This window comes from Kitasatospora sp. NPDC002965 (assembly GCF_040611255.1).
GTDB lineage: Bacteria > Actinomycetota > Actinomycetes > Streptomycetales > Streptomycetaceae > Kitasatospora.
Genome location: NZ_JBEXNT010000023.1, coordinates 1 through 21,929 on the forward strand (window position 1 = coordinate 1; position 21,929 = coordinate 21,929).

The 21,929-nt window shown below is 74.5% G+C and carries 16 protein-coding genes and 1 pseudogene; 12 read left to right on the plus strand and 5 right to left on the minus strand.

Annotation, left to right across the window (positions count from 1 at the left end):
* The 5 genes and pseudogenes from ABZY91_RS12550 to ABZY91_RS12570 all read left to right on the plus strand — a co-directional run.
* Positions 1 to 351 (plus strand): annotated as a pseudogene (locus tag ABZY91_RS12550) (hypothetical protein); the annotation flags it as partial.
* 559 nt (positions 352 to 910) lie between these two features.
* Positions 911 to 1,870 carry a segregation/condensation protein A gene (locus ABZY91_RS12555; RefSeq protein ID WP_355401911.1) on the plus strand — a complete coding sequence of 320 codons (960 nt, stop codon included), beginning with the start codon at positions 911 to 913 and terminating at the stop codon, positions 1,868 to 1,870.
* A gap of 371 nt (positions 1,871 to 2,241) precedes the next feature.
* Positions 2,242 to 2,895, plus strand: a complete 654-nt coding sequence (scpB, locus tag ABZY91_RS12560; protein ID WP_355401913.1) for an SMC-Scp complex subunit ScpB — start codon at positions 2,242 to 2,244, stop codon at positions 2,893 to 2,895.
* Positions 2,896 to 2,959: 64 nt separating this feature from the next.
* Positions 2,960 to 4,477, plus strand: coding sequence for a pseudouridine synthase (locus ABZY91_RS12565; protein WP_329882802.1), 1,518 nt, complete (start codon positions 2,960 to 2,962; stop codon positions 4,475 to 4,477).
* A gap of 316 nt (positions 4,478 to 4,793) precedes the next feature.
* Positions 4,794 to 5,777, plus strand: a complete 984-nt coding sequence (locus ABZY91_RS12570) for a helix-turn-helix domain-containing protein (RefSeq protein ID WP_329882803.1) — start codon at positions 4,794 to 4,796, stop codon at positions 5,775 to 5,777.
* A gap of 144 nt (positions 5,778 to 5,921) precedes the next feature.
* On the opposite strand, the gene ABZY91_RS12575 is transcribed toward ABZY91_RS12570, so the two are convergent.
* The 3 genes from ABZY91_RS12575 to ABZY91_RS12585 form a co-directional block, all read right to left on the minus strand.
* Positions 5,922 to 6,284 (minus strand): DUF952 domain-containing protein, encoded by a 363-nt coding sequence (locus ABZY91_RS12575; protein ID WP_329882804.1) that lies wholly within the window; start codon positions 6,282 to 6,284, stop codon positions 5,922 to 5,924.
* 172 nt (positions 6,285 to 6,456) lie between these two features.
* On the minus strand, positions 6,457 to 8,148 hold the full coding sequence (locus ABZY91_RS12580; RefSeq protein WP_355401915.1) for a DUF4139 domain-containing protein: 1,692 nt from the start codon (positions 8,146 to 8,148) through the stop codon (positions 6,457 to 6,459).
* A gap of 5 nt (positions 8,149 to 8,153) precedes the next feature.
* Positions 8,154 to 10,514: a DUF4139 domain-containing protein gene (locus ABZY91_RS12585; protein WP_355401917.1), complete on the minus strand. Its 2,361-nt coding sequence runs from the start codon at positions 10,512 to 10,514 to the stop codon at positions 8,154 to 8,156.
* A 467-nt stretch (positions 10,515 to 10,981) separates the two neighbouring features.
* Between ABZY91_RS12585 and ABZY91_RS12590 the strand changes: the two genes are divergently transcribed.
* From ABZY91_RS12590 to der, 3 genes are all read left to right on the plus strand, one after another.
* Positions 10,982 to 12,067: a prephenate dehydrogenase gene (locus tag ABZY91_RS12590; protein ID WP_355401919.1), complete on the plus strand. Its 1,086-nt coding sequence runs from the start codon at positions 10,982 to 10,984 to the stop codon at positions 12,065 to 12,067.
* A 604-nt stretch (positions 12,068 to 12,671) separates the two neighbouring features.
* Positions 12,672 to 13,385, plus strand: coding sequence for a (d)CMP kinase (gene cmk / locus ABZY91_RS12595; RefSeq protein ID WP_329948040.1), 714 nt, complete (start codon positions 12,672 to 12,674; stop codon positions 13,383 to 13,385).
* A 207-nt stretch (positions 13,386 to 13,592) separates the two neighbouring features.
* Positions 13,593 to 15,047 (plus strand): ribosome biogenesis GTPase Der, encoded by a 1,455-nt coding sequence (gene der / locus ABZY91_RS12600; protein ID WP_329882810.1) that lies wholly within the window; start codon positions 13,593 to 13,595, stop codon positions 15,045 to 15,047.
* 204 nt (positions 15,048 to 15,251) lie between these two features.
* Here the strand turns inward: der and ABZY91_RS12605 are convergent, their stop codons facing one another.
* On the minus strand, positions 15,252 to 16,019 hold the full coding sequence (locus ABZY91_RS12605) for a hypothetical protein (RefSeq protein ID WP_355402012.1): 768 nt from the start codon (positions 16,017 to 16,019) through the stop codon (positions 15,252 to 15,254).
* 552 nt (positions 16,020 to 16,571) lie between these two features.
* Positions 16,572 to 17,423 carry a hypothetical protein gene (locus ABZY91_RS12610; RefSeq protein ID WP_329882811.1) on the minus strand — a complete coding sequence of 284 codons (852 nt, stop codon included), beginning with the start codon at positions 17,421 to 17,423 and terminating at the stop codon, positions 16,572 to 16,574.
* 702 nt (positions 17,424 to 18,125) lie between these two features.
* On the opposite strand from ABZY91_RS12610, the gene ABZY91_RS12615 reads away from it, so the two are divergent.
* From ABZY91_RS12615 to ABZY91_RS12630, 4 genes are all read left to right on the plus strand, one after another.
* The gene (locus ABZY91_RS12615) at positions 18,126 to 18,950 is read left to right on the plus strand and encodes a transglycosylase family protein (protein WP_355401922.1); all 825 of its coding nucleotides are present in this window, start codon (positions 18,126 to 18,128) and stop codon (positions 18,948 to 18,950) included.
* Positions 18,951 to 19,307: 357 nt separating this feature from the next.
* The gene (locus ABZY91_RS12620) at positions 19,308 to 19,766 is read left to right on the plus strand and encodes a transglycosylase family protein (protein WP_355401924.1); all 459 of its coding nucleotides are present in this window, start codon (positions 19,308 to 19,310) and stop codon (positions 19,764 to 19,766) included.
* Between the two features lie 63 nt (positions 19,767 to 19,829).
* Positions 19,830 to 20,516 carry an alpha-ketoglutarate-dependent dioxygenase AlkB gene (locus tag ABZY91_RS12625; RefSeq protein WP_329948037.1) on the plus strand — a complete coding sequence of 229 codons (687 nt, stop codon included), beginning with the start codon at positions 19,830 to 19,832 and terminating at the stop codon, positions 20,514 to 20,516.
* A 281-nt stretch (positions 20,517 to 20,797) separates the two neighbouring features.
* Positions 20,798 to 21,658, plus strand: a complete 861-nt coding sequence (locus ABZY91_RS12630; RefSeq protein ID WP_329882815.1) for an acyl-CoA thioesterase II — start codon at positions 20,798 to 20,800, stop codon at positions 21,656 to 21,658.
* Positions 21,659 to 21,929: the final 271 nt, after the last annotated feature.

The window sequence follows — 21,929 nt, forward strand, 5'->3', positions numbered from 1 at the left end:
GCCGGCGGAACGCTGGGCGTCGGCGGGCAGGGCGGCCGGCCCCCCGCACCGGGGCCGCGCCAGCACGCAGGCGCGGCCGAGGAGCCGGCGGCTGCCGGCGGACGGCCGAGGCCGCGGGGCCGGGCCCCGCGCCGCCCCACCGGGCGCGAGCGGCACGACGAGAAGATCACCGTGTACGTGTCCGCCGAAGAGCTGATGGACCTGGAGCACACCCGTCTCGTCCTCCGGGGCGAGCACGGCCTGGCGGTGGACCGCGGCCGGATCGTCCGGGAGGCCATCGCGGTCGTGCTGGCGGATCTGGAGCAGCGGGGCGAGGCCAGCATCCTGGTGCGGCGGCTGCGCGGGCGCTGACGCCCGGGGCCGCCCGTCGGCCCGTCGGAAGCCGCTCCGGCACTCCGGCGCGGCGGAACTCCGGCGCATCGGGCCCAGCGGCACTCCGCCGGCCCGGTGGGGCCTGCCGGGGTCGTCGGGCTCCGTCTTCGGGGCCGCCGTCGTCGGCGCTCACCGATGTCCCGTGAGTGGTCCGGGCTTCCGGACGGTGCCCCGGTCGCGGCCGGGCCGACCCTGGACCGCGTCCTGGCGGCTCCTGAGCCACCCCTGAGCGGCGCTGAGCGGCTCCCGGGCCCCTGGGGGCGCCCCGGCGCGCGGAGGGCGCCTGGGGGCGGCCGAGGGCCCGGAGGACGGGCGCGCCGACCTCGTCGGCCGCCGGTAGGCCGGTAGGGGCGTGGAGCCCCCGTCGAGCGTTCCGGGGCCCGGGGTGGGTCCGGGATGGGTCCCCGGCGGGTCCGGGGTGGGCTTGCGAGGGGTCCGGCGGCCGGTGAAGTACTCCCGGCGGCGTGCGCGGCGGGTGCGGCGTGTCGGTGAGCCCCCGCACGGAGCGGGCGGTGGCACCGGGTGAAGATGGACCGCCATGTCGAGTACGCCCGAACCCTCCGCCGTCGCCGGGACCGCCCGGTCGGTCGAGGCTGTCGCCGCGCCTGCCGCGATGGCCACCGGGGCAGGCGCCGGGGCGGGCGGCGGTGAGCCGCAGGGTGGCTTCCGGGTACGGCTGCACAACTTCGAAGGCCCGTTCGACCTGCTGTTGAGCCTGATCGCCAAGCACAGGATGGACGTCACCGAAGTGGCGCTGGCGACCGTCACCGACGACTTCATGGCCCACATCAGGGCCATGGGCCCGGACTGGGACCTGGACGTCACGACGGAGTTCCTGGTGGTCGCCGCCACACTGCTCGACCTCAAGGCGGCCCGGCTGCTCCCGGCGGCCGAGGTCGAGGACGAGGAGGACCTCGCCCTGCTGGAGGCCCGGGACCTGCTCTTCGCCCGGCTGCTCCAGTACCGGGCCTACAAGCGGGCGGCTGCGCTGTTCGGCGACCGCTGGGCTGCCGAGCTGTTCCGCCGGCCCCGGTCCGTCGGCCTGGAACCGCGGCACGTCCGGCTGCTGCCCGAGGTCGTGATCGGCATCGGCGCCGAGCGGTTCGCACAGCTGGCGGCCCGGGCGATGGTCCCCAAGCCGAAACCGGTGGTCTACGTCGACCACATCCACACACCGCCGGTGAGCGTGCGCGAGCAGGCGGGCCTGGTCGTCGGGCTGCTGACCGTGCTGGGGGAGGCGACCTTCCGGCAACTGGTCGCGGACGCGCCGGACGACCTGGTCGTCGTCGCCCGGTTCCTGGCGCTGCTGGAGCTCTACCGGGAGCGGGTGCTGGCCTTCGAGCAGCCGGAGGCGCTCGGGGAGCTGGTCGTGCGCTGGGTGGCCGAGGCGGACCGCGGGGCGGTCGACGTGACGGACGAGTTCGACCGGCCTGCCGGTGAAGGGCGGGCTGCGGACGTGCGGGCCGCGGACGTGCGGAGAGAGGAGGGCCCGCGATGACGGTCGGGGCCGATGACGGACGGCGGGTGCCTCGGCGGCCGCTCGGGGTGCCGGGGCAGCCGCGGGCCGAGGAGTGGCTGGAGCCTGCGCCCACCGTCCCGGTGGAGCCCGCTGCCGGGACGGAGGGGCGGACGGTGGACGGAGCCCCGGCGGGTGCCGGCCCGGTGACCATCGGCGGCCTGGCGGGTGCTGGTACTGGTGCGGGTGTGGCGGCGGGTACCGGCTGCGTCGGCGGTGCACCTGTCGAGCCGGTCGTCGTGCACCAGAAGTCGGCTCCGTCGACTTCCGGTGCGGCGGAGCGGCCCGGCCCGGAGATGCCGGGGAGCCCGGACGGGCGGGACGGAGTCGTCGGCGCTGAACCGTGGCGGTCCGTGCCGACGGTTCCGACGGCGGACGGGCCCGGACTGCGGGCGGAGCTGGAAGCGATCCTGATGATCGTCGACGAGCCCGTCGGAGAGGTGCACCTGGCGTCCGTGCTGGAGCGGTCGCGGGCGGAGGTGGCGGCGGCGCTGTCCGGGTTGTCCGCCGAGTACACCGCACAGGGCCGGGGCTTCGACCTTCGACTGGTGGCCGGTGGCTGGCGGTTCTACAGCCGGGCCGTGTGCGCACCGGCCGTCGACCGCTTCGTCCTGGACGGCCGGCAGGCCCGTCTGACACAGGCCGCGCTGGAGACGTTGGCGGTGGTCGCCTACCGGCAGCCGGTGTCCAGATCGCGGGTCTCAGCCGTCCGCGGTGTGAACTGTGACGGCGTGATGCGTACCCTGGTACAGCGAGGACTGGTGGAAGAGGCCGGATCCGAGCCCGAAACAGGTGCGATCCTGTATCGGACGACGAACTACTTCCTGGAACGGATGGGGCTCCGCGGCCTGGACGAGCTGCCGGAGCTTGCTCCCTTCCTGCCCGAGGTCGACGACGTGGAAGCGGAGTCCCTGGAGGGCACGATGATCGCGGAGGCGGTCGCCGCCGCTGCCGTGCAGGCCGTGGACGGCAGTGGCGAGGCCGGTCGGGCTGCGCCTGATCGGTAGGGGGCGGTGAGGTCGGCCGAAACGACCGCACATCCCAGACGGTAAACGACGTACGGACACTTTGATGCGTAGCAGTGGCAACGGCAGGAACAGCAGCGGCGGCGGCAGCGGTCGCGGCGGACAGGGCGGGGGCCGGGGCGGCTCCTACGGGGGCAGCGCCGGTCGTAGCGGGTCGGGCTCGCGCGGCGGTTCGTACGGCGGTGGGTCCGGTGGCGGGTCCGGTTCGTACGGCGGCTCGGGCGGGGGCTCCGGCGCGGGCTCGTCGCGTGGCGGCGGCTCGTACGGCGGGGGCTCCGGCTCCTCGCGCGGTGGCGGCTCGTACGGCGGCGGGTCCGGTGCGGGTTCGTCGCGCGGTGGCGGCTCGTACGGCGGGGGCTCCGGCTCCTCGCGCGGTGGCGGCTCGTACGGCGGCGGGTCCGGTGCGGGTTCGTCGCGTGGCGGCGGCTCGTACGGCGGGGGCTCCGGCTCCTCGCGTGGTGGCGGCCCCTCGCGCGGCTCCGGCCCCTCGCGCGGCGGTTCGGCCTCGCGCGGTGGTTCGTACGGCGGCGGGTCCGGGCGTGATGACCGTCGCGACGACCGTCGTGACGACGGTCGCTTCCCCGACCGGCCGCTGCGGCCGGAGGAGCGGAAGTACGACCGCCCCGAGTTCGGCGGCGGCCCCAACGCCACCCCGGCCCGCGGCGGCTTCTCCGGCCGTCGGCCCAACCCGGCCCCGCGCCCGCGCCGCGAGGGGCAGGGCGCCCCGGGCGACCCGCGCCGCCAGCCGCAGCGCTCGCGTGAGCTGCAGGCCCGGATCGAGGACGCGGTGCTCGCCCGGCACGACAAGCCGGCCGTGAAGCTGCCCAAGACCTTCGGCGAGCCCGAGGGCGAGCGACTGCAGAAGGTGCTGGCGCGTGCCGGCATCGGCAGCCGGCGCGCCTGCGAGGAGCTGATCGACCAGGGCCGGGTCGATGTCAACGGCAAGCGGGTCACCGAGCAGGGCAAGCGGGTCGACCCGGAGAAGGACGAGATCAAGGTGGACGGCCTGACCGTCGCCACCCAGTCGTACCTGTTCTTCGCGCTGAACAAGCCGGCCGGCGTGGTCTCCACGATGGAGGACCCGGACGGGCGGCAGTGCCTCGGCGACTACGTGACCAACCGGGAGACCCGGCTGTTCCACGTCGGCCGCCTGGACACCGAGACCGAGGGCATCATCCTGCTCACCAACCACGGTGAGCTCGCCCACCGCCTCACCCACCCCCGGTACGGCGTGACCAAGACCTACCTGGCCGCGATCCAGGGGCCGATCCCGCGCGACCTCGGCAAGAAGCTGGCGCAGGGCATCGAGCTGGAGGACGGGTTCGCCCGTGCGGACAGCTTCAAGGTGATCTCGAACGTCGGCAAGAACTACCTGGTCGAGGTGACCCTGCACGAGGGTCGCAAGCACATCGTCCGGCGGATGCTGTCGGAGGCCGGCTTCCCGGTCGAGAAGCTGGTGCGCACCCACTTCGGTCCGATCGCGCTGGGCGACCAGAAGTCCGGCTGGCTGCGCCGCCTCACCAACCCCGAGGTCGGTCAGCTGATGCACGAGGTCGGTCTGTAGACCGGTCGATTTCGGTGAGGTGCGTGCCGCTCCCGCGGGCGCCCCTCGCCGAGCCGGTCCGCAGAGTCCGCACCGGAGACGGTGGACCTGTGGACGGGTCCCCCTCGTGACGTGTTTCCGTGAGGGCCTCCCCGCCGTTCGGCGGGGAGGCCCTCACGCCGTTCGGCGGGTCCTGCTGTGAAGCGGGCCGCATCGTCCGGTGATCGTCTTGTCAGCGTCATGATCCGTGGCCGAAGATTGCCACCTGTCCGCGATCCGCCGAGTGGCGGGACTGCGCCACCGGCGCAGGGGCGAGAGGCGAACGGGGAGCGACGCCGTGTCCGATGCACCACTCAGCGCTCTGGGGCTGGCCACGCCGGACGGACGGGTCTACGCGGCGTTGGTGGCCAATCCACAGTCGACGGCCGAGGACCTGGCCGCCCTCTGTGACCTGAGCCTCCAGCAGAGCGTCCGCGCGCTGGACCGGCTGGCACAGCAGGGCATGGCCACCCGGGCCCCGGTGGACCGCCACCGCTTCCTGCCGGTCGCGCCCGACGTCGCGATCGGCACCCTGATAGGCCACCGCGAATCCGAACTGCGCCACGCCAGGGCCGAGATGCACCGGCTGATGGACGCCTTCCGGGAGGCCTCGCGGTACACCGACCCGGCCCACTCGGTCGAGGTGCTGACCGGTGGCGAGGCCATCGCGCAGCGGCTGGAGCACATCACCGAGACCAGCCAGTACCAGGTGCGGGGCTTCGACTGCCCGCCGTACATCCAGGACCCGGTGGCCAACATCCCCCTCCAGCGGCAGCGGATGAAGGAGGGGCTGCGGTTCCGGACCGTCTACGACCGGGAGGCGGTGGCCTGGCCCGGGCGGCTGGAGAAGAACATCCTGGCCGGGGTCGCGGACGGCGAGGAGGCGCGGGTCCGGCCGGTGCTCCCGATGAAGATGATCATGTCGGACGACCGGATGGCGATCATCCCGATCAGTGTGGGTGACAGCGTCCTCGACGCCGCCTACGTGATCCACCCCTCGGCGCTGCTCCAGGCGCTGGACACCCTGTTCGAGGCGGAATGGGAGCGGGCCGTCCAGTTGCAGGCGGCGATCGGCGCCACGGAGGAGACACCGGAGCCGGAGGCCGACCACCGCAAGCTGCTCGGGCTGCTGGCGGCCGGCCTCACCGACGAGTCGATCGCCCGGTCGCTCGGCTGGAGCGCCCGGACCACCCAGCGGCGCCTCCAGAGCCTGATGCGCGAGCTGGGCGCCACCACCCGCTTCCAGGCCGGCATGGCGGCCCGGGAGCGGGGGTGGTTGTGACGCGGCCGGGTGGGGCGCGGTCGGCTGCGCGGCGGGTGGCCGGGCCGCGGCCGGGGGCCGGTCAGGGAACCCCCGGCCGGGACGTCGCCGGCCGGTGAGCCGCAGGCCGGTGAGCCCCCGGCCGGTGAGCCGCAGGCCGGGGCGTCAGCTCCAAGGGGTGAGGCCCGCCCAGCGGCCGTCCGGCCCGCGTTCGACCTTCTCCAGGCCGACCACCGCCGTCCGGTTCAACCGGCCGTAGATGTGCGGGAACAGCACGCCGGGGGAGGCCCCGGGCGGCGGTGCGCCGTGCGGGGCCTCCCACTTGACCATCGGTTCCACCAGCGACTCCTCGATCAGCAGCACCATCAGCGGTTCGGGGGCGTCGGCGTAGAAGGCGTTGGCCACGGCCAGCACGGTCTCCTCGTCCGCCGAGCAGTGGATGAACCCGTCGGTGAGCAGCGAGGCCGTGGCGTACGGCCGGCCCGGGTCGGCCAGCCAGTCGTCCAGGGGAGCGAGGTGCAGGATCATGTTCCTGTTGTACCTGAGCGGACGTCATGGCGACGGTTCGCGCGGGTCGGCCGGGTCGCGGGCGGTCGGACCGAACGAGGCCAAGCCAAGGGGGGCCGGGCCACGGGTGGTCGGGTCGCGGGCGGTCGGGTCGCGGGCGGTCGGGTCGACGGCGGGGCCGGGGACGCGGGGCTCACAGGCCGGCCACCTTGGCGGAGGCCGAGATCTCGTACACCAGTGTGACGGCCCGGCGGGCGCCCGGGCCGAGCGGGACGTCCCAGCGGACGATGCCCTCGGAGTCGAAGGCGTCCGGGGCCGGCGAGCACTCCTCCTTGCGCAGCCGCACCTCCACCGCCGACACCTCGGAGACCGGCACCCGTTCGCGCACCGCGACCAGCTGCTCGTCCCGCTCCTCCGGCCCGGAGAACCGGGAGAGGTAGAGCCGGACCGTGCGGGTGGTGACCGAGCGCTGGCCGAGGCCGGCGGTGGACTGCCGCTCCTCCGTCTCCCGGACCACCCGGTAGCCGTCGGAGCTGCCGAACGAGAGCTCGGTGTCGGCCCCCGTGGCCGTGAACGGCAGCTCACCGCGCCCGGTGAAGCCGCTGCCCCGGACCAGCTCGACCGGCCCCGCGAGCAGCGCGTGCCCGGCCGCGTTGCGGAACCTGACCACCTGGGTGACCAGCGGCGACAGCTCCGGCGCGCACGCGTACTCGCTGCGCGCCGGGCCCGTGAAGGTGCCCAGCGGCACCCGGTGCGCCCGCCCGTCGGACGGCACGGTGGCGGGTGCCGGGGCGGGTAGTACCCGCACCTCCCCGCCGTCGTCCACGCCCGGCACCGCCCCGGACGGGCCGAGCGTGGAGACCTCCTCCTCACGCAGTTCGACGTCGACGGTGCGCCGCTCCTCGGTGGTGCGCTCGCGCAGCATCAGCAGGTCCTCGACGAGCGCGGGCGGTTCGGCCGCCAGCGCCGAGCGTGCGGTGGAGAAGGTCAGCCGGGCGCCGGTCCAGTCCTCCCCGGTGCGCTGCCAGACCACCGCCTCCGACTCCAACCGCAGCTCGCCGTCGGTCAGGGTCGCCCGGTAGGAGGGCCGCCAGAGCGCGCACGGCACCAGGTGGCTCACGGTCAACCGGGCGGGCCCGGCCGCCGCGGCCTCGACGGTGAGGTCGAGGTGCGCGACCAGCTCGGCCGGCTGCTCCTCGGCCTGGTCGAGGGCGGTGAGCGCCTGGGACCGCTGCTCCTCCAGTTCGCGCAGCCGCGAGCGGGTGGCCCGCAGCTCCTCGCCGTACCGCTCCCGTTCGGCGTCCACCCGGGCCAGTTCGCGCGCCCAGCGGGTGCGCTCGACCTCGCCGGCGCCCGCGCCCTCGCCGACCTCGCGCAGCAGGTCGGCGGAGAGCTGGGCCAGCAGGCCCAACCGGGCCTCCAGCCGTTCGAGCAGCCTGCCCTCCGCGCGGGTGTGCTCGTCCAGCCGGTGCAGGCGGTGGCGCAGTTCGGAGTCGTCCGGGCCGGGCGGCAGCGGTGAGCGTGGGGTCCAGGCGCGCACGACGCGGGCGTCCAGGACACGGACGCCCGGGGTGTCGGCCTCGGCGCGCAGGGTGCGGTCGACGGCCAGGGCGGTGAGCGGGCCGAGGCGCAGCCGCTGGATGCCGGGCGCCAGCTCCAGGGTGATGGTGCGCTCGACCTGGCTGCGGTCCTCCAGGCAGGTGACGGCGGTGACGGGGAGAGGGTGGACGGTGGCGGCTCCGGTGCCCCCGGGGGCGGTGACGGCGGGGACGGTTTCGGCAGGGGCATTGAGGGCGGGGGCGTTGACGGCGGTGGCGTCGGCCGCGGCGGGATCGATGGCCGTGCGACCGGGGGCGGGTGTCCTCGGGAGGGGGGTGTCGGTCATCTCGTTCAGTTCCTCCGGTTTCCGCCGACGATGGCCTTTCCGGCCGGGATTCTGATCTGGTAGCCGCCGTCGAGCTCGGCCCGGCCGCCCGGCGGCAGCTCGACCCGCCACAGCCGGCTGCTGGGCGGGCACTCCGGCGAGGGCTCGGTCGGGGCTCGCCAGTCGGCCCGCTCCTCGATCCGGATCTCGGAGTCGGAGCTGACCGGCACCCGTTCGCGGACCTCGACGGTGACCGGGCGGCCGAGCCGGTTGGCCAGTTCGACGTGCACCCGGTGGTCGAGCACGGTGCTGCTGTTCAGCATGCCTGCGGTGGACTCGCGAAGCTCGGTGCGGCGCGTCACCTCGACGGACTCCGCGACGCCGATACCGAGTCGGCTCACCCCGCCGGGGGCGAGGGTGGGCAGGGCCGCGGTGAGCAGGAAATCATCGTCGACGGTCACCTCGACCGGGCCGGCGAGCACCGCCCGGTCGGTCGGGTTGGAGACCAGCAGGGTGGCGTAGACCTTCTCCTCGACGGCGGGGACGGTCACGTACTCGGGACGGACGGACACCGGGATCTCGTCGATCGTGACGGTGTGCCAGGTGGCGTCCGAGGGGATGTCGGCGGGCGCGGCGGCGTCGAAGCGGTGGTCGAAGGAGCCGGCCGACACCCGCGGGGGCACAGCGTGCCGGGGCAGCGCCAGATGGTCGATGCCCGCGACGAGGTGGCCGACACCCGGCCGGGCGGAGGGCCGCGGCGCGGACCGCTGCAGGGTGCCCCGGACTCCGGAAGCGGAGTCCGGACCCAGCAGGACGAGCGCCGGGTAGTCCAGCAGCAGGGCGTCGGGGACCGGCGGACCGGCGGGCGCCCCCGGGCCGCCCTCCTCGTACCCGCCGGCGGCGGCCGAGTCGAACCGCAACAGGACGTCGTCGCCGGCGTCGAGGCCCTCCGGTGCGGCGGCCCGTCTGCGGCTCGCGCTCCCGCCCCGCGCCCCGCGGGCACGGGAGGCGACCGGAGCCGGCGGGGGCGGGGGTGCGCCGTACCCGGCGAAGCCGAGAGCCGGCGGGGCGGCGTGCGGTTCGTCGTAGGCGGAGAGGAGGCCGCCGGCCGGGGCGGCTCCCGGGGCGGCGGGCGCCGGCGGAGGCAGCGCGACGGCCGGGGCGACCGGACCGGCGAGGCGGGGCCGCGGGGCGGTTCCGGCGATCAGTGGGCGCGGCAGCCCGGGGCGCGGGCCGACCGCGTCGTAGCCGGTGAACAGGTCGGCCAGGCCGCCCGGGGGCTCGCGCCAGCCGGAGGGCGGCGGGGCGGGCTGGCTGCGGCCGATCCGCAGCGAACGCAGCTTGGGCAGGTCGGTGCGGCGGTCCAGGTCGGCGGTGGAGAGGGCGAGCCGGACGCCGCTCCAGTCCTCGCCGGTCAGCTGGGCGACGGAGGCCCGCAGGACCAGTCGGCCGGTGTCGACCCCCTGCGCGTACGACAGCCGGTAGGAGGGCACCCAGCGGGCGGTCCGGACGGTGTACTCCAGCTCGATGTCCAGGTCGGTGGCGGTGGCGGTGGCGGTGCTGGTGGGGGTGGCGGTGCCGGGGGTGTCGTGGTCGCTGCCCGGGGGCGTCGCCGTGAGGGTGAGCAGAACGGTCGCCGAGACCTCGACCGGCCGGGCCGGGCCGGCCGTGGACGAGCGGTTCAGTTGATCGGTGAGCAACTCGGTCTCGTGATGGGCGAGTTCGATCTCGCGCGTCAGCTCCTCCGCGCGCTGCTGGAGCCCGGCGAGGCGTTCGTCGACGAACTCGGCCAGCTCCAGCCAGGCATCGGCAGGCGTCCGGCGGAGCGGTTCGTCGCGGCGCCGCTGCGGTGGGACGGCGCGCAGCGCGGCGGTCTCGGCGATGGCGGCGAGGATCAGCCGCTGGCGCTCCCGGACGGCGTGCTCGCGCTCCCGGGCCTCGTTCAACTTCATTCGGAGCTCGGGGAGTTCGCTGGGTTCGCGAAGTTCGGCGACCGGTTCGAGGCGGGCTTCCGTGACGGCGGTGCCGGCCGGGCCGGAGAGCACCCGGGCGCGCAGCGAGTGCCCTTCCAGGGCCGTGGGCAGCCCCGTCAGCCGGAGCCGTCCGCCCGGCGGTACGGCCACCCGGGCCCGGCGGCGGCAGACCGCGCCGACGGCGTGGACGACGACCGAGTCCAGCACGGACGGCACGGACGGCACGGACGGCACGGACGGCACTGCGGGGACGGTGCGGACGGGCGGTGCGGGCGGTGCGGTGGGCGCGGTGGGGTCGACCGGACCGGAGTCGGCCGGGTAGGACGGGGGGCTGGTGGGAGTGGAGGATTCCGGCCGTTCGCCGTGGTCCCCGTCCTGCGGTCGATGCTGGTCGCTGCTGTGCTGATCGTTCACCCGGCCAACCCCTTCGTCTCGTACCGTCGGCGCCGATCGCGCCAGGGCCTCCCCTTGGGCGGCCCATCCTGCCGTGCGTCGGCGCTCCCGTCCCCGGATTTCGCGGTGCGCGGCGTACGGGCGCCGTGGCGTGCGCTCCGTGGCGTGCGTGCCGTGGCCCGAGTGCCGGGGAGCCGGGCGCTTTCGCGCGGGTCGTGTGTGGGGACGGGCGGGAGGGCCGTCCGGTTGCGGTCGCGGTTGCCCTCGTGGCTGCCCTCCCGGTTGCCCTCGGGGGCGCGGTCGCGGTCGCGGTGTCCGTGCGGACGACGGGGATACGAGAGGATGGGGCGGACGTGTCCGACCGATCCGGCGCCGTCCGGAGCCGTTTCGTCCGGTGCGGTCCGTCCGGGCCGTCCCGGGCCCGTACCGCTCCGCCCGGTTCCGTTGTCCCGCTTGCCCGTTCGTTCTGCGAGGAGAGCCAACCCGCCATGCGCACAGCCGTCGTCGTCGGTACCGGACTCATCGGCACCTCCGCCGCGCTCGCCCTCACCGGAAGAGGTCTGACCGTCCATCTGGAGGACGCGGATCCGGACGCCGCCCGCACCGCCGAATCGCTGGGCGCCGGCATCACCGAACCGGCCGACGGTCCGGTCGACCTGGCGATCATCGCCGTCCCGCCCGCGCTGGTCGGCAAGGTGCTCGCCGACTGCCAGCGCCGCGAACTGGCCCGCTTCTACACCGACGTCGCCAGCGTCAAGGCCGGCCCGCGTGCCGACGTCACCGCGCTCGGCTGCGACACCGTCCACTACATCGGCAGCCACCCGATGGCAGGGCGCGAACGGTCCGGCCCGCTGGCCGCCCGCGCCGACCTGTTCGAGGGCCGCCCGTGGGTGCTCACCCCCACCGCGGACACCGACACCGAGACGCTGAACACCGTCCTCGAACTGGTCGCGCTCTGCGGGGCCATGCCGATCGTCATGGACGCCTCGGCGCACGACCGTGCGGTCGCCCTGGTCTCGCACGCCCCGCAACTGCTCTCCTCGCTGGTCGCCGCGCGGCTGGAGAACGCCGACGAGACCGCCATAAGGCTCTCCGGCCAGGGTGTCCGGGACGTCACCCGGATCGCGGCCTCCAACCCCGGGATGTGGGTGGACATCCTGTCCGCCAACGCCGGCGCCGTCGCCGACGTGCTGGACGAGGTGGCCAACGACCTCGGCGAGACCGTCGGCGCGCTGCGCGCGCTGCAGGCCGCCGAGGAGCGCGAGCGGCGGGGCGGTGCGGCCGGGATCGAGGCCGTCATGCGGCGCGGCAACACCGGCCAGGCCCGCATCCCCGGCAAGCACGGTGCGCCGCCCACCCGGTACGAGACGGTCGCCGTCGTCCTCGGCGACCAGCCGGGCGAGCTGGGCCGCCTCTTCGGCGAGGTCGGTGCGGCAGGCGTCAACATCGAGGACGTGGACATCGAGCACTCGACCGGCCAGCAGGTGGGATTCGTCCAGCTGTCGGTGGCGCCGGGTGCGGTGCGGCCGTTGACGGCGGCGCTGCGGGCCAGCGGGTGGAGCGTGCGGGACTGAGCCTCCCCCGGAGCGGCCCCTCCTCCGGGGAAGGGCGCCGACGAGCCCGCTGGTGGATACGTTCGTGCGGGACGAAGCCGGGTAGCGGGCCTTCCCGGGCGTGCCGCCCGGGAAGGGGCCGGCGGTGGCGGTGCGGGGCCGTTTCCACGGTTCGGCGGCGGTGCGGGCGCCGAGCGCTGTCCTGCTGCCGGGCCTGGCTGATGAGGACCTCGTCGTGGGGCCGGAGGAGGTCGGGGCGCTCCGGGCGTAGTGCGAGGCCGTCCGGTGGGCGCTGCCCGGGCTCGCGGCCGCTTGCGGCTACGACGCCTCGCCCCCGACGGTTCGCCTCGACGGTTCGCCTCGACCATGTCGAGGCGGAGGTTCGGCGGGCGGCGGGGGCCGACGACGACGGCGCGATCGTCCGGTAGACCGTGCCGGGTGCGCCGCCCGCGGACCGGGAGCGTCGGGCGGCGGTGCCGGGGCGGCTCTGGCCTGCCCGTGGACCGGCCCGGGCACCGACTGGGTCGGGGTCGGGCGGCGGTCCATTAACCTTGGGGGAGACACTCCCCCGGCTTCCCCCTGGTTCGGGTCGCCATGCGCAGAGATTCAGAGAGAGGTTCGTGCCGTGGATACTGCCGACCGAGCGCACGCCCCGGTCGTCGTTGCCATCGACGGACCCTCCGGCTCCGGCAAGTCGACCGTCTCCCGGGCGGTCGCCGCCCGGCTGGGGCTGAGCTTCCTGGACACCGGTGCGATGTACCGGGCGATGACCTGGTGGATGCTGGCCAACGACGTCGACGTCGACGACCCCGAGGCAGTGGCCGTCGCCTGCGGCAAGCCGGTGATCGTGTCCGGCACGGACGCGCACGGCCCGACCATCACCGTCGACGGTCAGGACGTCGCCGGTCCGATCCGGGGCCCCGAGGTGACCGCGCACGTCAGCGCCGTCGCCGCGGTTCCGGCCCTGCGGACCCGCCTGGTCGAGCTGCAGCGCGGCTGCGCCGAGGTCGCCGAGCGCGGCATCGTCGCGGAGGGCCGGGACATGGGAAGCGTGGTCTTCCCCGACGCGACCGTCAAGATCTTCCTGACCGCGTCGGAGACGGCCCGCGCCGAGCGCAGGGCGGCCGAACTGCGTGCCAAGGGCGTGGACGAGGCGACCATCACCGCGATGGCCGCCGACCTGGCCCGCCGGGATGCGGCCGACTCCTCGCGGACGACCGCCCCGCTCACCCAGGCCGCGGACGCGGTCCGGGTGGACACCAGCGAGCTCACGCTGGAGCAGGTGATCGACACGATCGCCGCCCTGGTGGAGGAGCGGGCCGGGTTCTCCGCGGTCTGACCGGGGCCGTCGGCCTCCGGGCCGACCGTCCGATCCACCCGGTGACGTCGTCGCCGGGTGATCACCACCGATGAACGGGTGCCGCACCGGCACCTGGACGAACGGGTGCCGGCACGGCACCCGGACAACAATCGCGCTGCCCCGGTGGGGCAGGTACGCACGGCACGCCCCTGGGAAGGGCCGGGCCGGGAAACGGACAACACGAACATGACCGCAGAGCACTCCACCGCCGGACACGGCGAGCTGGACGCCGCCGAGTACGCCGAGTTCATGGCGCTCGCCGCCGAAGAGGGATTCGACCCCGAGGACGTCGACGGCCTCGGCGACGGCAGCCACCTGCCGCTGCCGGTGCTGGCCGTCGTCGGCCGCCCGAACGTCGGCAAGTCGACCCTGGTCAACCGCATCATCGGCCGCCGTGAGGCCGTCGTCGAGGACAAGCCCGGCGTCACCCGCGACCGCGTCAGCTACGAGGCCAGCTGGAACGGCCGCCGCTTCAAGGTCGTCGACACCGGCGGCTGGGAGATCGACGTCCTCGGCATCGACGCCATGGTCGCGGCCCAGGCCGAGCTGGGCATCGAGACCGCCGACGCGGTGCTGTTCGTCGTGGACGCCACCGTCGGCGCCACCGACACCGACGAAGCCCTGATCAAGCTCATCCGCCGGGCCGGCAAGCCGACCGTCCTGTGCGCCAACAAGGTCGACGGCCCGTCCACCGAGGCCGAGGCCGCCTACCTCTGGTCGCTCGGCCTCGGCGAGCCGCACCCCGTCTCGGCCCTGCACGGCCGCGGTTCCGGCGACCTGCTCGACGCCGTGATGGCCGCGCTGCCCGAGGCCCCGCCGCAGACCTTCGGCGACGCCGCCCTCGGCGGCCCGCGGCGCGTCGCGCTGATCGGCCGGCCGAACGTCGGCAAGTCCAGCCTGCTCAACAAGGTCGCCGGCGAGGAGCGGGTGGTCGTCAACGAGGTGGCCGGAACGACCCGCGACCCGGTCGACGAGCTGATCGAACTCGGCGGCAAGACCTGGAAGTTCGTCGACACCGCCGGTATCCGTCGCCGCGTCCACCTGACCGCCGGCGCCGACTTCTACGCCTCGCTGCGCACCTCCGCCGCGCTGGAGAAGGCCGAGGTCGCGGTCGTCCTGGTCGACGCCAGCGAGACCCTCGCCGAGCAGGACACCCGGATCATCACGATGGCCGTCGAGGCCGGGCGTGCCGTCGTCATCGCGTACAACAAGTGGGACCAGCTCGACGAGGAGCGCCGCTTCTACCTGGAGCGCGAGATCGAGCGCGACCTCGTCCAGGTGCAGTGGGCGCCCCGGGTCAACGTCTCGGCGAAGACCGGCCGCCACATGGAGAAGCTCGTTCCGGCGATCGAGACCGCGCTGGAGGGCTGGGAGACCCGCATCCCGACCGCCCGGCTGAACGCCTTCCTCGGCGAGCTGGTCGCGGCGCACCCGCACCCGATCCGCGGTGGCAAGCAGCCGCGCATCCTGTTCGGCACCCAGGCGGGCACCCGCCCGCCGCGTTTCGTGCTGTTCGCCTCGGGCTTCCTGGAGGCCGGGTACCGCCGGTTCGTCGAGCGCCGGTTGCGTGAGGAGTTCGGCTTCGTCGGCACGCCGATCTCGATCTCCGTGCGTGTGCGGGAGAAGCGCAAGAGGAAGTAGTAGTAGTAGTCAGGCAGGTGTGCGGAGGCCCCGCCACCCGGGTTCGAGAACCGGGTGGCGGGGCCTCCGTTCGTTCGGCGGCGCGTGGTTCTGGTGGTGCTGGTGCTGGTGCTGGTGCTCGTTGCGGGTGTGGTGCTCGTGGTGCTCGCGCTGTGAGTGCCGCGTGAGGCGTCCCGGGGCGTCGGGCGATCGGCGTGACCGGGGTCAGTGCTGGTCGCCGCTGCGGCCCGGAGGCAGGGAGAGCATGCTCCGGTGGCGGCCGCCCGCGCCCTGGCCCGGCGCGTGGCCGAAGCCCGTGCCCATGACCGGTACGGGAGCCGGCACCGGCATCGGGTGCGGGACGGGCCCGAGGTAGCCGGCCGCGACCCAGCCCTGACCGCTCCCGAACTGGGCTGCGGCAGAGGCGGGTTGGGCGGGCACCGGTAGCGGTGCGGCGCCTTGGCCGAACCCGTGGCTCTGGGTGTGGTTGTGGTTCTGGGGGTGGCCCTGGGTGTGGCCGGCGCCCGGTGCGTGGCTGGTTCCGTCGCTGGTGGGGTCGGTGGTGTGGCCGGTTCCCGTAACGCCGGTGTGGCCGTGGTGGCCGGTGTGACTGCTCGGGTTGTTCTGGTTGCCGTGGTCCGCGGAGCCGCCCGTGCCGGAGTGGGCCGTGAGGCCGTGATGTCCGGTCGGATCGTGCGGGGCGTGGTGGCCGTGGTGGCCGGCGAGTCCCGGGCCGGTCTGCTGGCTCGGCATGAACTGGGGGATGCCGATCGACTGGCCCGCGTACGTCTGGAACGCCTGGTGCTGCGGCGGGTAGGAGCGGTCCGCGAGGACGGGGTAGCCGTCACGGACGGCGAAGCCTGCGAACTTCAGGTTCTCCTCGCCGGAGCGGTCGCCCGGCAGGGCGCGGAAGAGGCGCCGGTACTCGGAGTACAGCTCGTCGTAGATCGGCGTCGCCGAGTGCGGGTGCTCGGCGTCGTACGACGGGCGCATGCCCGGGATTGCGCGGGAGGCGGTGGCGGATCGACGGTGGGATGCGGGGACGTCGTAGCTGTACACGCAGGGCCCAACGAGCGAGTTCGCCGGTGGATGCGGGGTCCCCCGGCCCGGCCGGAAGGTGGCCTGTGCCGTGCGGGAGGGCACGTGAGGCGTGGCCCGCGCCGGGCGCGGAGGCAGGGCGCCCACGCCGGTTGCGCGCCGAGTGCGCACCGAGCATGTGCCGGGTGCGCACCTGATCGGGACGGCGCAGCGGTGCGGCGTACGCGCCCGGCGGGCGTGGCGAGGTACAGGCGTGGCGCGATGCGCGCGTGCCGGCCCGCGCCGGCCCGCGCCGGCCCGTGCAGGCCGGTGTCGGCCCGTACGGGCCCGGGCAGGCGGGCCGGGGCCCGGGCGGTGCAGCGGGCGTCCCACGGGCTGGGGAACGGGCCGTGGTCCGGCGCGGTGCACGCCTCGGGCCCGTCCCCGGATCCGCTCCCTGCCAGGGTCCGGCCCGGGTTCGGCTCAGGTATCGGCCAGGTCCGGGCCAGGCGTGGGCCAGGTGCGGGCTCAGGTCCCGGCGAGGGGGAGGGAGGCGGCGACCACCTGGCCCAGGGCGACCGCGCGCTCCAGCGCCAGGCGCAGCAGGTCCTCGCGCGGCTGCCGTCCGACCGTTCCGGCCGGGACGGCGTACATGGTCACCTCGCCGAGTTGGTTGGCGGCGAACCGCCAGGCATCGGTCACCTGGAGCGGCTGGTGGGCCTGCCACCAGCCGGTGCTCCCGCCGGCGGCGGCGGGCTGGAGGATCGCGTGCAGCTTGCCCATCGCGACCAGCACCGACCAGCCGGGCAGCTGGTCCGGCGTCTTGTCGAGGTCGGTGACCTGCTGGAAGCCGGCGTCCTGGAGGAGGTCCAGGAACTCGTCCTCGCCGCTGGTGTTGCCCGGGCGGCCGACCGGTCCGGTCGGCTCGACGACCAGCGAGGCGTGGCCGGTACTGCCGTGCAGCACCAGCCCGCAGGTGATGCCCAGGATGGCGGCCTGGCCGGGGGCGCTCGACGGGCCGGAGGGCTCGGGCCGACCGGACTCGGGAGCGGGCGCCGGGGCCGGCTGGGGGTGGCCGGGCGTACCGGCGGGGGCGTCGCCCCGGGCCTGGCTGATGCTGCGGACGGCGCCGACCAGCTGCTCCTCGGAGACCGGGACCACCTGGGAGGGGATGCAGCGGGCGTGGGCGAACGCGAGCACCGCGGTCTCCTCACCCACGAACAGCACGGTGCTGGTGGGCTCCTGGAGGGTGTCGCCGGGCGTGCGGCAGGAGGTGCACTCGTAGCTGTCGGGAGCGTGGGCGCCGCCGAGCAGGCGGTCGGCCTCGTCGTCGCCGATCTCGGACCGGACCTCGTCGCTGACGTCGAGCATGCGCGGCACTTGTTCTCCTTGTGAGGTGTCAGGGGCGTTGGCGGTAGGTGCTGGCAGTGGGCGTCGGCGGTGGTGCCGACGGGGGCGCCGGGGTGGTGCCGGCAGGGCGGGCGGGGTGAATCCATAGGGGTCGGGCGGTCGGGTCTGTTCGAGCCGGGGCAGGGGGCGGCCCCGGCCGCCCTTACCAACGGGCCCCTGTGTCAGGGGTCACGGGTGGGGGGTGCGGGTGACGGTAATTGCCCCTGATTCGACCGCGGAGCGTGGTCTCGTGCTCGCAATCTGTCGATCTCGATGGCGGGCCTGCCGGAATGAAACTGTGAGGTGGGACACGGGACAGTGATGTTTGATCTAGGAAATGACGGTTAAATCGGACAAATTGGACACGATTGTCCGGTAGTTACCGCCGGTAATGCCCGGCTGAGCTGGGCAGACCTCCGAGTGTTTGGATCCCTGGCGGCCGGCTCGTAGCTTCATTGGCGGTGCAACGAGCACCACCCGGGTTCACCCCCGACGCACAGCCCGCCGGTTCACCCGGCGCAGGCCGTGCCCACCGATCGACCGCTCGAACAGGTCGCCGGTGCGTGGGCGGTGGCCGGGGCGGCGCGGTACGTCCGACACGTACCCGGCCGCCCCACGGACGCGGCGAGCGAATCCCATCCCCTTCGAGGGCTTGGTTCCGCATGCCCGCCCGGGGCTGTCGAGAGGAACCTCATGACCTTCCGTAACGAGACCGCCGCTGCCACCACCTCCACCGCCACCAAGCGCAACCGCGTCCGGATGGCTGTCGTGGCGGGCGCCGCTGTCGCGGCCCTGCCGGTGGCCGGCCTCGTCACGGCCACCTCGGCCTCCGCCGCCTCCGTCTCCACCTGGGACGCTGTCGCCCAGTGCGAGAGCGGTGGCAACTGGGCCATCAACACCGGCAACGGTTTCTACGGCGGACTGCAGTTCACCTCCAGCACCTGGGCCGCCTTCGGTGGCACCGCCTACGCCTCGCAGGCCAACCTGGCCACCAAGGCGCAGCAGATCGCCGTCGCCGAGAAGGTCCTCGCCTCGCAGGGCCCGGGCGCCTGGCCCGTCTGCTCCGTCAAGGCCGGCCTGACCAAGGGCGGCGCCCCGGCCGCGGTCGACACCTCCGCCGGTGCGACCACCGCCCCCGCCGCGAAGCCGGCCGCGCCGAAGGCCACCGAGGCCCCGAAGCCGGCCGCGCCGAAGGTCACCGAGGCCCCGAAGACCGCCGCCCCGAAGGCTGCTGTCGCCCCGAAGGCCGTCGAGGCCCCGAAGGCTACCGAGACCCCCAAGGCCGCTGCCGCGCCGAAGGCCGACAAGGCCGACAACGCCGCGAAGTCCGGCAAGTCCTGGACCTCGAACGACGCCAAGCAGGTCAACGGTGGCAACTACACCGTCCAGGCCGGCGACACCCTGAGCACCATCGCCGCGGCCAAGGGCATCGACTGGCACGCCCTGTACGACAACAACGCCAAGGTCATCGGCGCCAACCCGAACCTGATCTTCCCGGGCCAGACCCTGACCGTCTGATCCGACGATCCGCTGTCCGCGCCGTAGGCCCGCCCCCGGCCTGCGGCGCCGGACCACCGGCCGTTCCCCCGCCCACCGGGCTGGGGAACGGCCGTCGGCGTTGCGGGCCGGGGGCGGTGCCGTTGCCGTGCCGGGCCCGTGAGGCGGACGCCCGGAGGCGGCCCGGACGTGAGCCGGATGCGGCGCGGACGTGAGCCGGATGCGGCCCGGAAGGTCGGTGCGAGTACGCGGAAGGTCGGACCGCCCGGACGCCCGGACGGTCGTACCGATCCGCCATGCACCACCGGAGGCGGCCTAGGGTCGACTGGTGTGCCATCAGGACAGCTCGACCCCCGTGACGTCCGAGGGAATGATCGGGTGACCGCCGGAGCACGCGGACCGACCGCGTCCGCCGCGCCTCCCGTCGTCCGCGTCGCCGCCCTGGTCGCCTGCGCCCTCTGCCTGACGGCGGGTACGGCGCTGCTGCCGACCGTCCGGGCCCGGGCCGCGGTCACGGTGGCGGACATGATCTGGGACGAGCTCGCCGCCTGCGAGAGCGGGGGCGACTGGCAGGCCGACACCGGAAACGGGTACTTCGGCGGGCTCCAGATCAGACCGTCGACCTGGGAGGAGGCGGGCGGACTGCGGTTCGCCGACCGCCCCGACCGAGCGACCAGACGCGCGCAGACCACGGTCGGGGAGGAGATCCTGCGCGGGCAGGGCTGGGAGGCGTGGCCGGGCTGCGCCCGCGAGATCGGGATGATCGTCGACCCGGTGGGGGAGCGGTCCCGCGTGGGGGAACGACCCCCGGCGGGGGTACGGCCCCGGTCGGGGTGAGCGGCCGGTGACACGTGCGTGCCCGCTGTCGGAGGTGTCGGAGGTGTGGGTGAGGATGGGGGAGTGACCCAGGGCGAGTTCTTCGGCGGCCTCTTCGACCCCGCCTCCGCGCGCGGACGGTCCGAGCCGGCACCGGGCGCGGTGCTCGTCCCCGGCTGGCTCGACGCGGAGACCCAACTGGGGCTGGTGGCGGCCTGCCGCGAATGGTCCCGTCCGCCGGCGGGCCTGCACTCCGTCCGGATGCCCACCGGCGGGATGATGTCCGTCCGGATGGTCGGGCTCGGCCTGCACTGGTACCCGTACGGCTACTCGCGGACCGCCGAGGACGGCGCGCCCGTCAAGCCCTTCCCGTCCGACCTCGCCCGGTTGGCCCGGCGGGCGGTCGCCGACGCGTACGGCGAGGCCGCCGCCGACATCCCCGGAGCGGTCGGCTACGAACCGGACATCGCGATCGTCAACCACTACCCGCACGGCGCGAAGATGGGCCTCCACCAGGACCGTGACGAGCGGACGGACGCGCCGGTCGTCTCGCTCTCGCTGGGCGACACCTGCGTCTTCCGGCTGGGGAACACCGAAACCCGCACCCGGCCGTGGACCGACCTGGAGCTGCACGGCGGTGACCTGCTGGTCTTCGGCGGCCCGGCCCGGTTCGCGTACCACGGCGTGGTGCGGACGCTGCCGGGGACGGCCGACCCGGAGCTGGGCCTGACCGGGCGGCTCAACATCACCGTGCGGCAGTCGGGGCTGTAGCGGACGGTCCTGGGCCCGGGCCGGGCCCTGTCCTGACCTCCGGGTCTGGGCGAGCCAGGGCCCGGCCTTGTCCGGACCCGGGGTCCGCCCGGGGCCGCCACCTGTCAGCCGACCGATACTGTTCGACCTCGTTCGAGTGAATCGGAGAGGCGGGCCCCTGCCTGGGGGAATGTCCCGGCTCGCTGAAGAATTCGAATGAGCTGGAGAATTCGAGAGAACGGGTGACGACAGCCGGACGGAAGACCTCCGGCCGGGTCGGCAGCCCGGAGAGGACGTGTCCCATGGGTACCCCCGTCGACGAGCTCGTCGCACTGCTGGATCTCGAGCAGATCGAGCTGAACATCTTCCGCGGGCGCAGCCCCGAGGAGGCGCTCCAGCGGACGTTCGGCGGCCAGGTCGCCGGGCAGGCGCTGGTGGCGGCGGGGCGCACCGTGGACGGCGACCGGCCGGTCCACTCGCTGCACTCGTACTTCCTGCGCCCCGGGGTGCCCGGCGTGCCCATCGTCTACCAGGTCGACCGGCTCCGGGACGGCCGCTCGTTCACCACGCGTCGGGTGCTCGCGATCCAGGGCGGCCGGTCGATCTTCGCGCTGACCGCCGACTTCCACGTCCCGGAACCGGAGAGCATCGAGCACCAGTTCCCGATGCCCGTCGTCCCGGCGCCCGAGGAGCTGCCGAGCGCGCTGGACGAGGTCGGATCCCGCCTGGGTGAGCTGCCCCCGTTCATCAGTCGCCGCCAGCCCTTCGACATCCGGTACGTCGACCGGCTGCGGTGGACCAAGGAGGAGCTGGCCGGCGTCGAGGCCCGCAGCGGCGTCTGGCTGCGCACCAACGGCGCGCTGCCCGACGATCCGCTGATCCACGTCTGCGCGCTCACCTACGCCAGTGACATGACGCTGCTGGACGCGGTCCGCGCGCCCGTCGAGCCGCTCTGGGGCACCCGGCACTTCGACATGGCCTCGCTCGACCACGCGATGTGGTTCCACCGGCCGTTCCGGGCGGACGACTGGCTGCTCTACCAGCAGGAGTCCCCGATAGCCCACGGCGCCCGGGGCCTCGCGCGCGGGGAGATCTACGACCGCAACGGGCAGTTGGTGGTGTCGGTGGTCCAGGAGGGGCTGTTCCGGCGTATCAAGGGCTGATGAGGAAAGGCCGACCCACCTCGGGTGCCACGTGGTGTGCCCCACGCCCCACGCCCCATGCCCCACGCCCCGCGCTCCACGTCCCGCCGGTTACGTGCGCATGGCCACGTGCTGTCGGACTGTGTGTTCAAGGGCTCATGTGACGGGCGTGCGACGGGCGTACTACAGGCGTGCCAAGCCGCCCGGCAACGGGAATGATCCACCCGGGTGTCGGATGTTTACGGGGGTAACGGAGAACGGACGGCCCGCCCGGCGGGCCCTGGACCGGAAT

Excerpts from the sequence above, each read along its gene's own strand:
- ABZY91_RS12555 (WP_355401911.1), top strand. The coding sequence starts at position 911 with ATGTCGAGTACGCCCGAACCCTCCGCCGTCGCCGGGACCGCCCGGTCG.
- ABZY91_RS12565 (WP_329882802.1), top strand. The coding sequence starts at position 2,960 with ATGCGTAGCAGTGGCAACGGCAGGAACAGCAGCGGCGGCGGCAGCGGT.
- ABZY91_RS12575 (WP_329882804.1), bottom strand. The coding sequence starts at position 6,284 with ATGATCCTGCACCTCGCTCCCCTGGACGACTGGCTGGCCGACCCGGGC.
- ABZY91_RS12580 (WP_355401915.1), bottom strand. The coding sequence starts at position 8,148 with ATGACCGACACCCCCCTCCCGAGGACACCCGCCCCCGGTCGCACGGCC.
- ABZY91_RS12590 (WP_355401919.1), top strand. The coding sequence starts at position 10,982 with ATGCGCACAGCCGTCGTCGTCGGTACCGGACTCATCGGCACCTCCGCC.
- der (WP_329882810.1), top strand. The coding sequence starts at position 13,593 with ATGACCGCAGAGCACTCCACCGCCGGACACGGCGAGCTGGACGCCGCC.
- ABZY91_RS12605 (WP_355402012.1), bottom strand. The coding sequence starts at position 16,019 with ATGCGCCCGTCGTACGACGCCGAGCACCCGCACTCGGCGACGCCGATC.
- ABZY91_RS12615 (WP_355401922.1), top strand. The coding sequence starts at position 18,126 with ATGACCTTCCGTAACGAGACCGCCGCTGCCACCACCTCCACCGCCACC.
- ABZY91_RS12630 (WP_329882815.1), top strand. The coding sequence starts at position 20,798 with ATGGGTACCCCCGTCGACGAGCTCGTCGCACTGCTGGATCTCGAGCAG.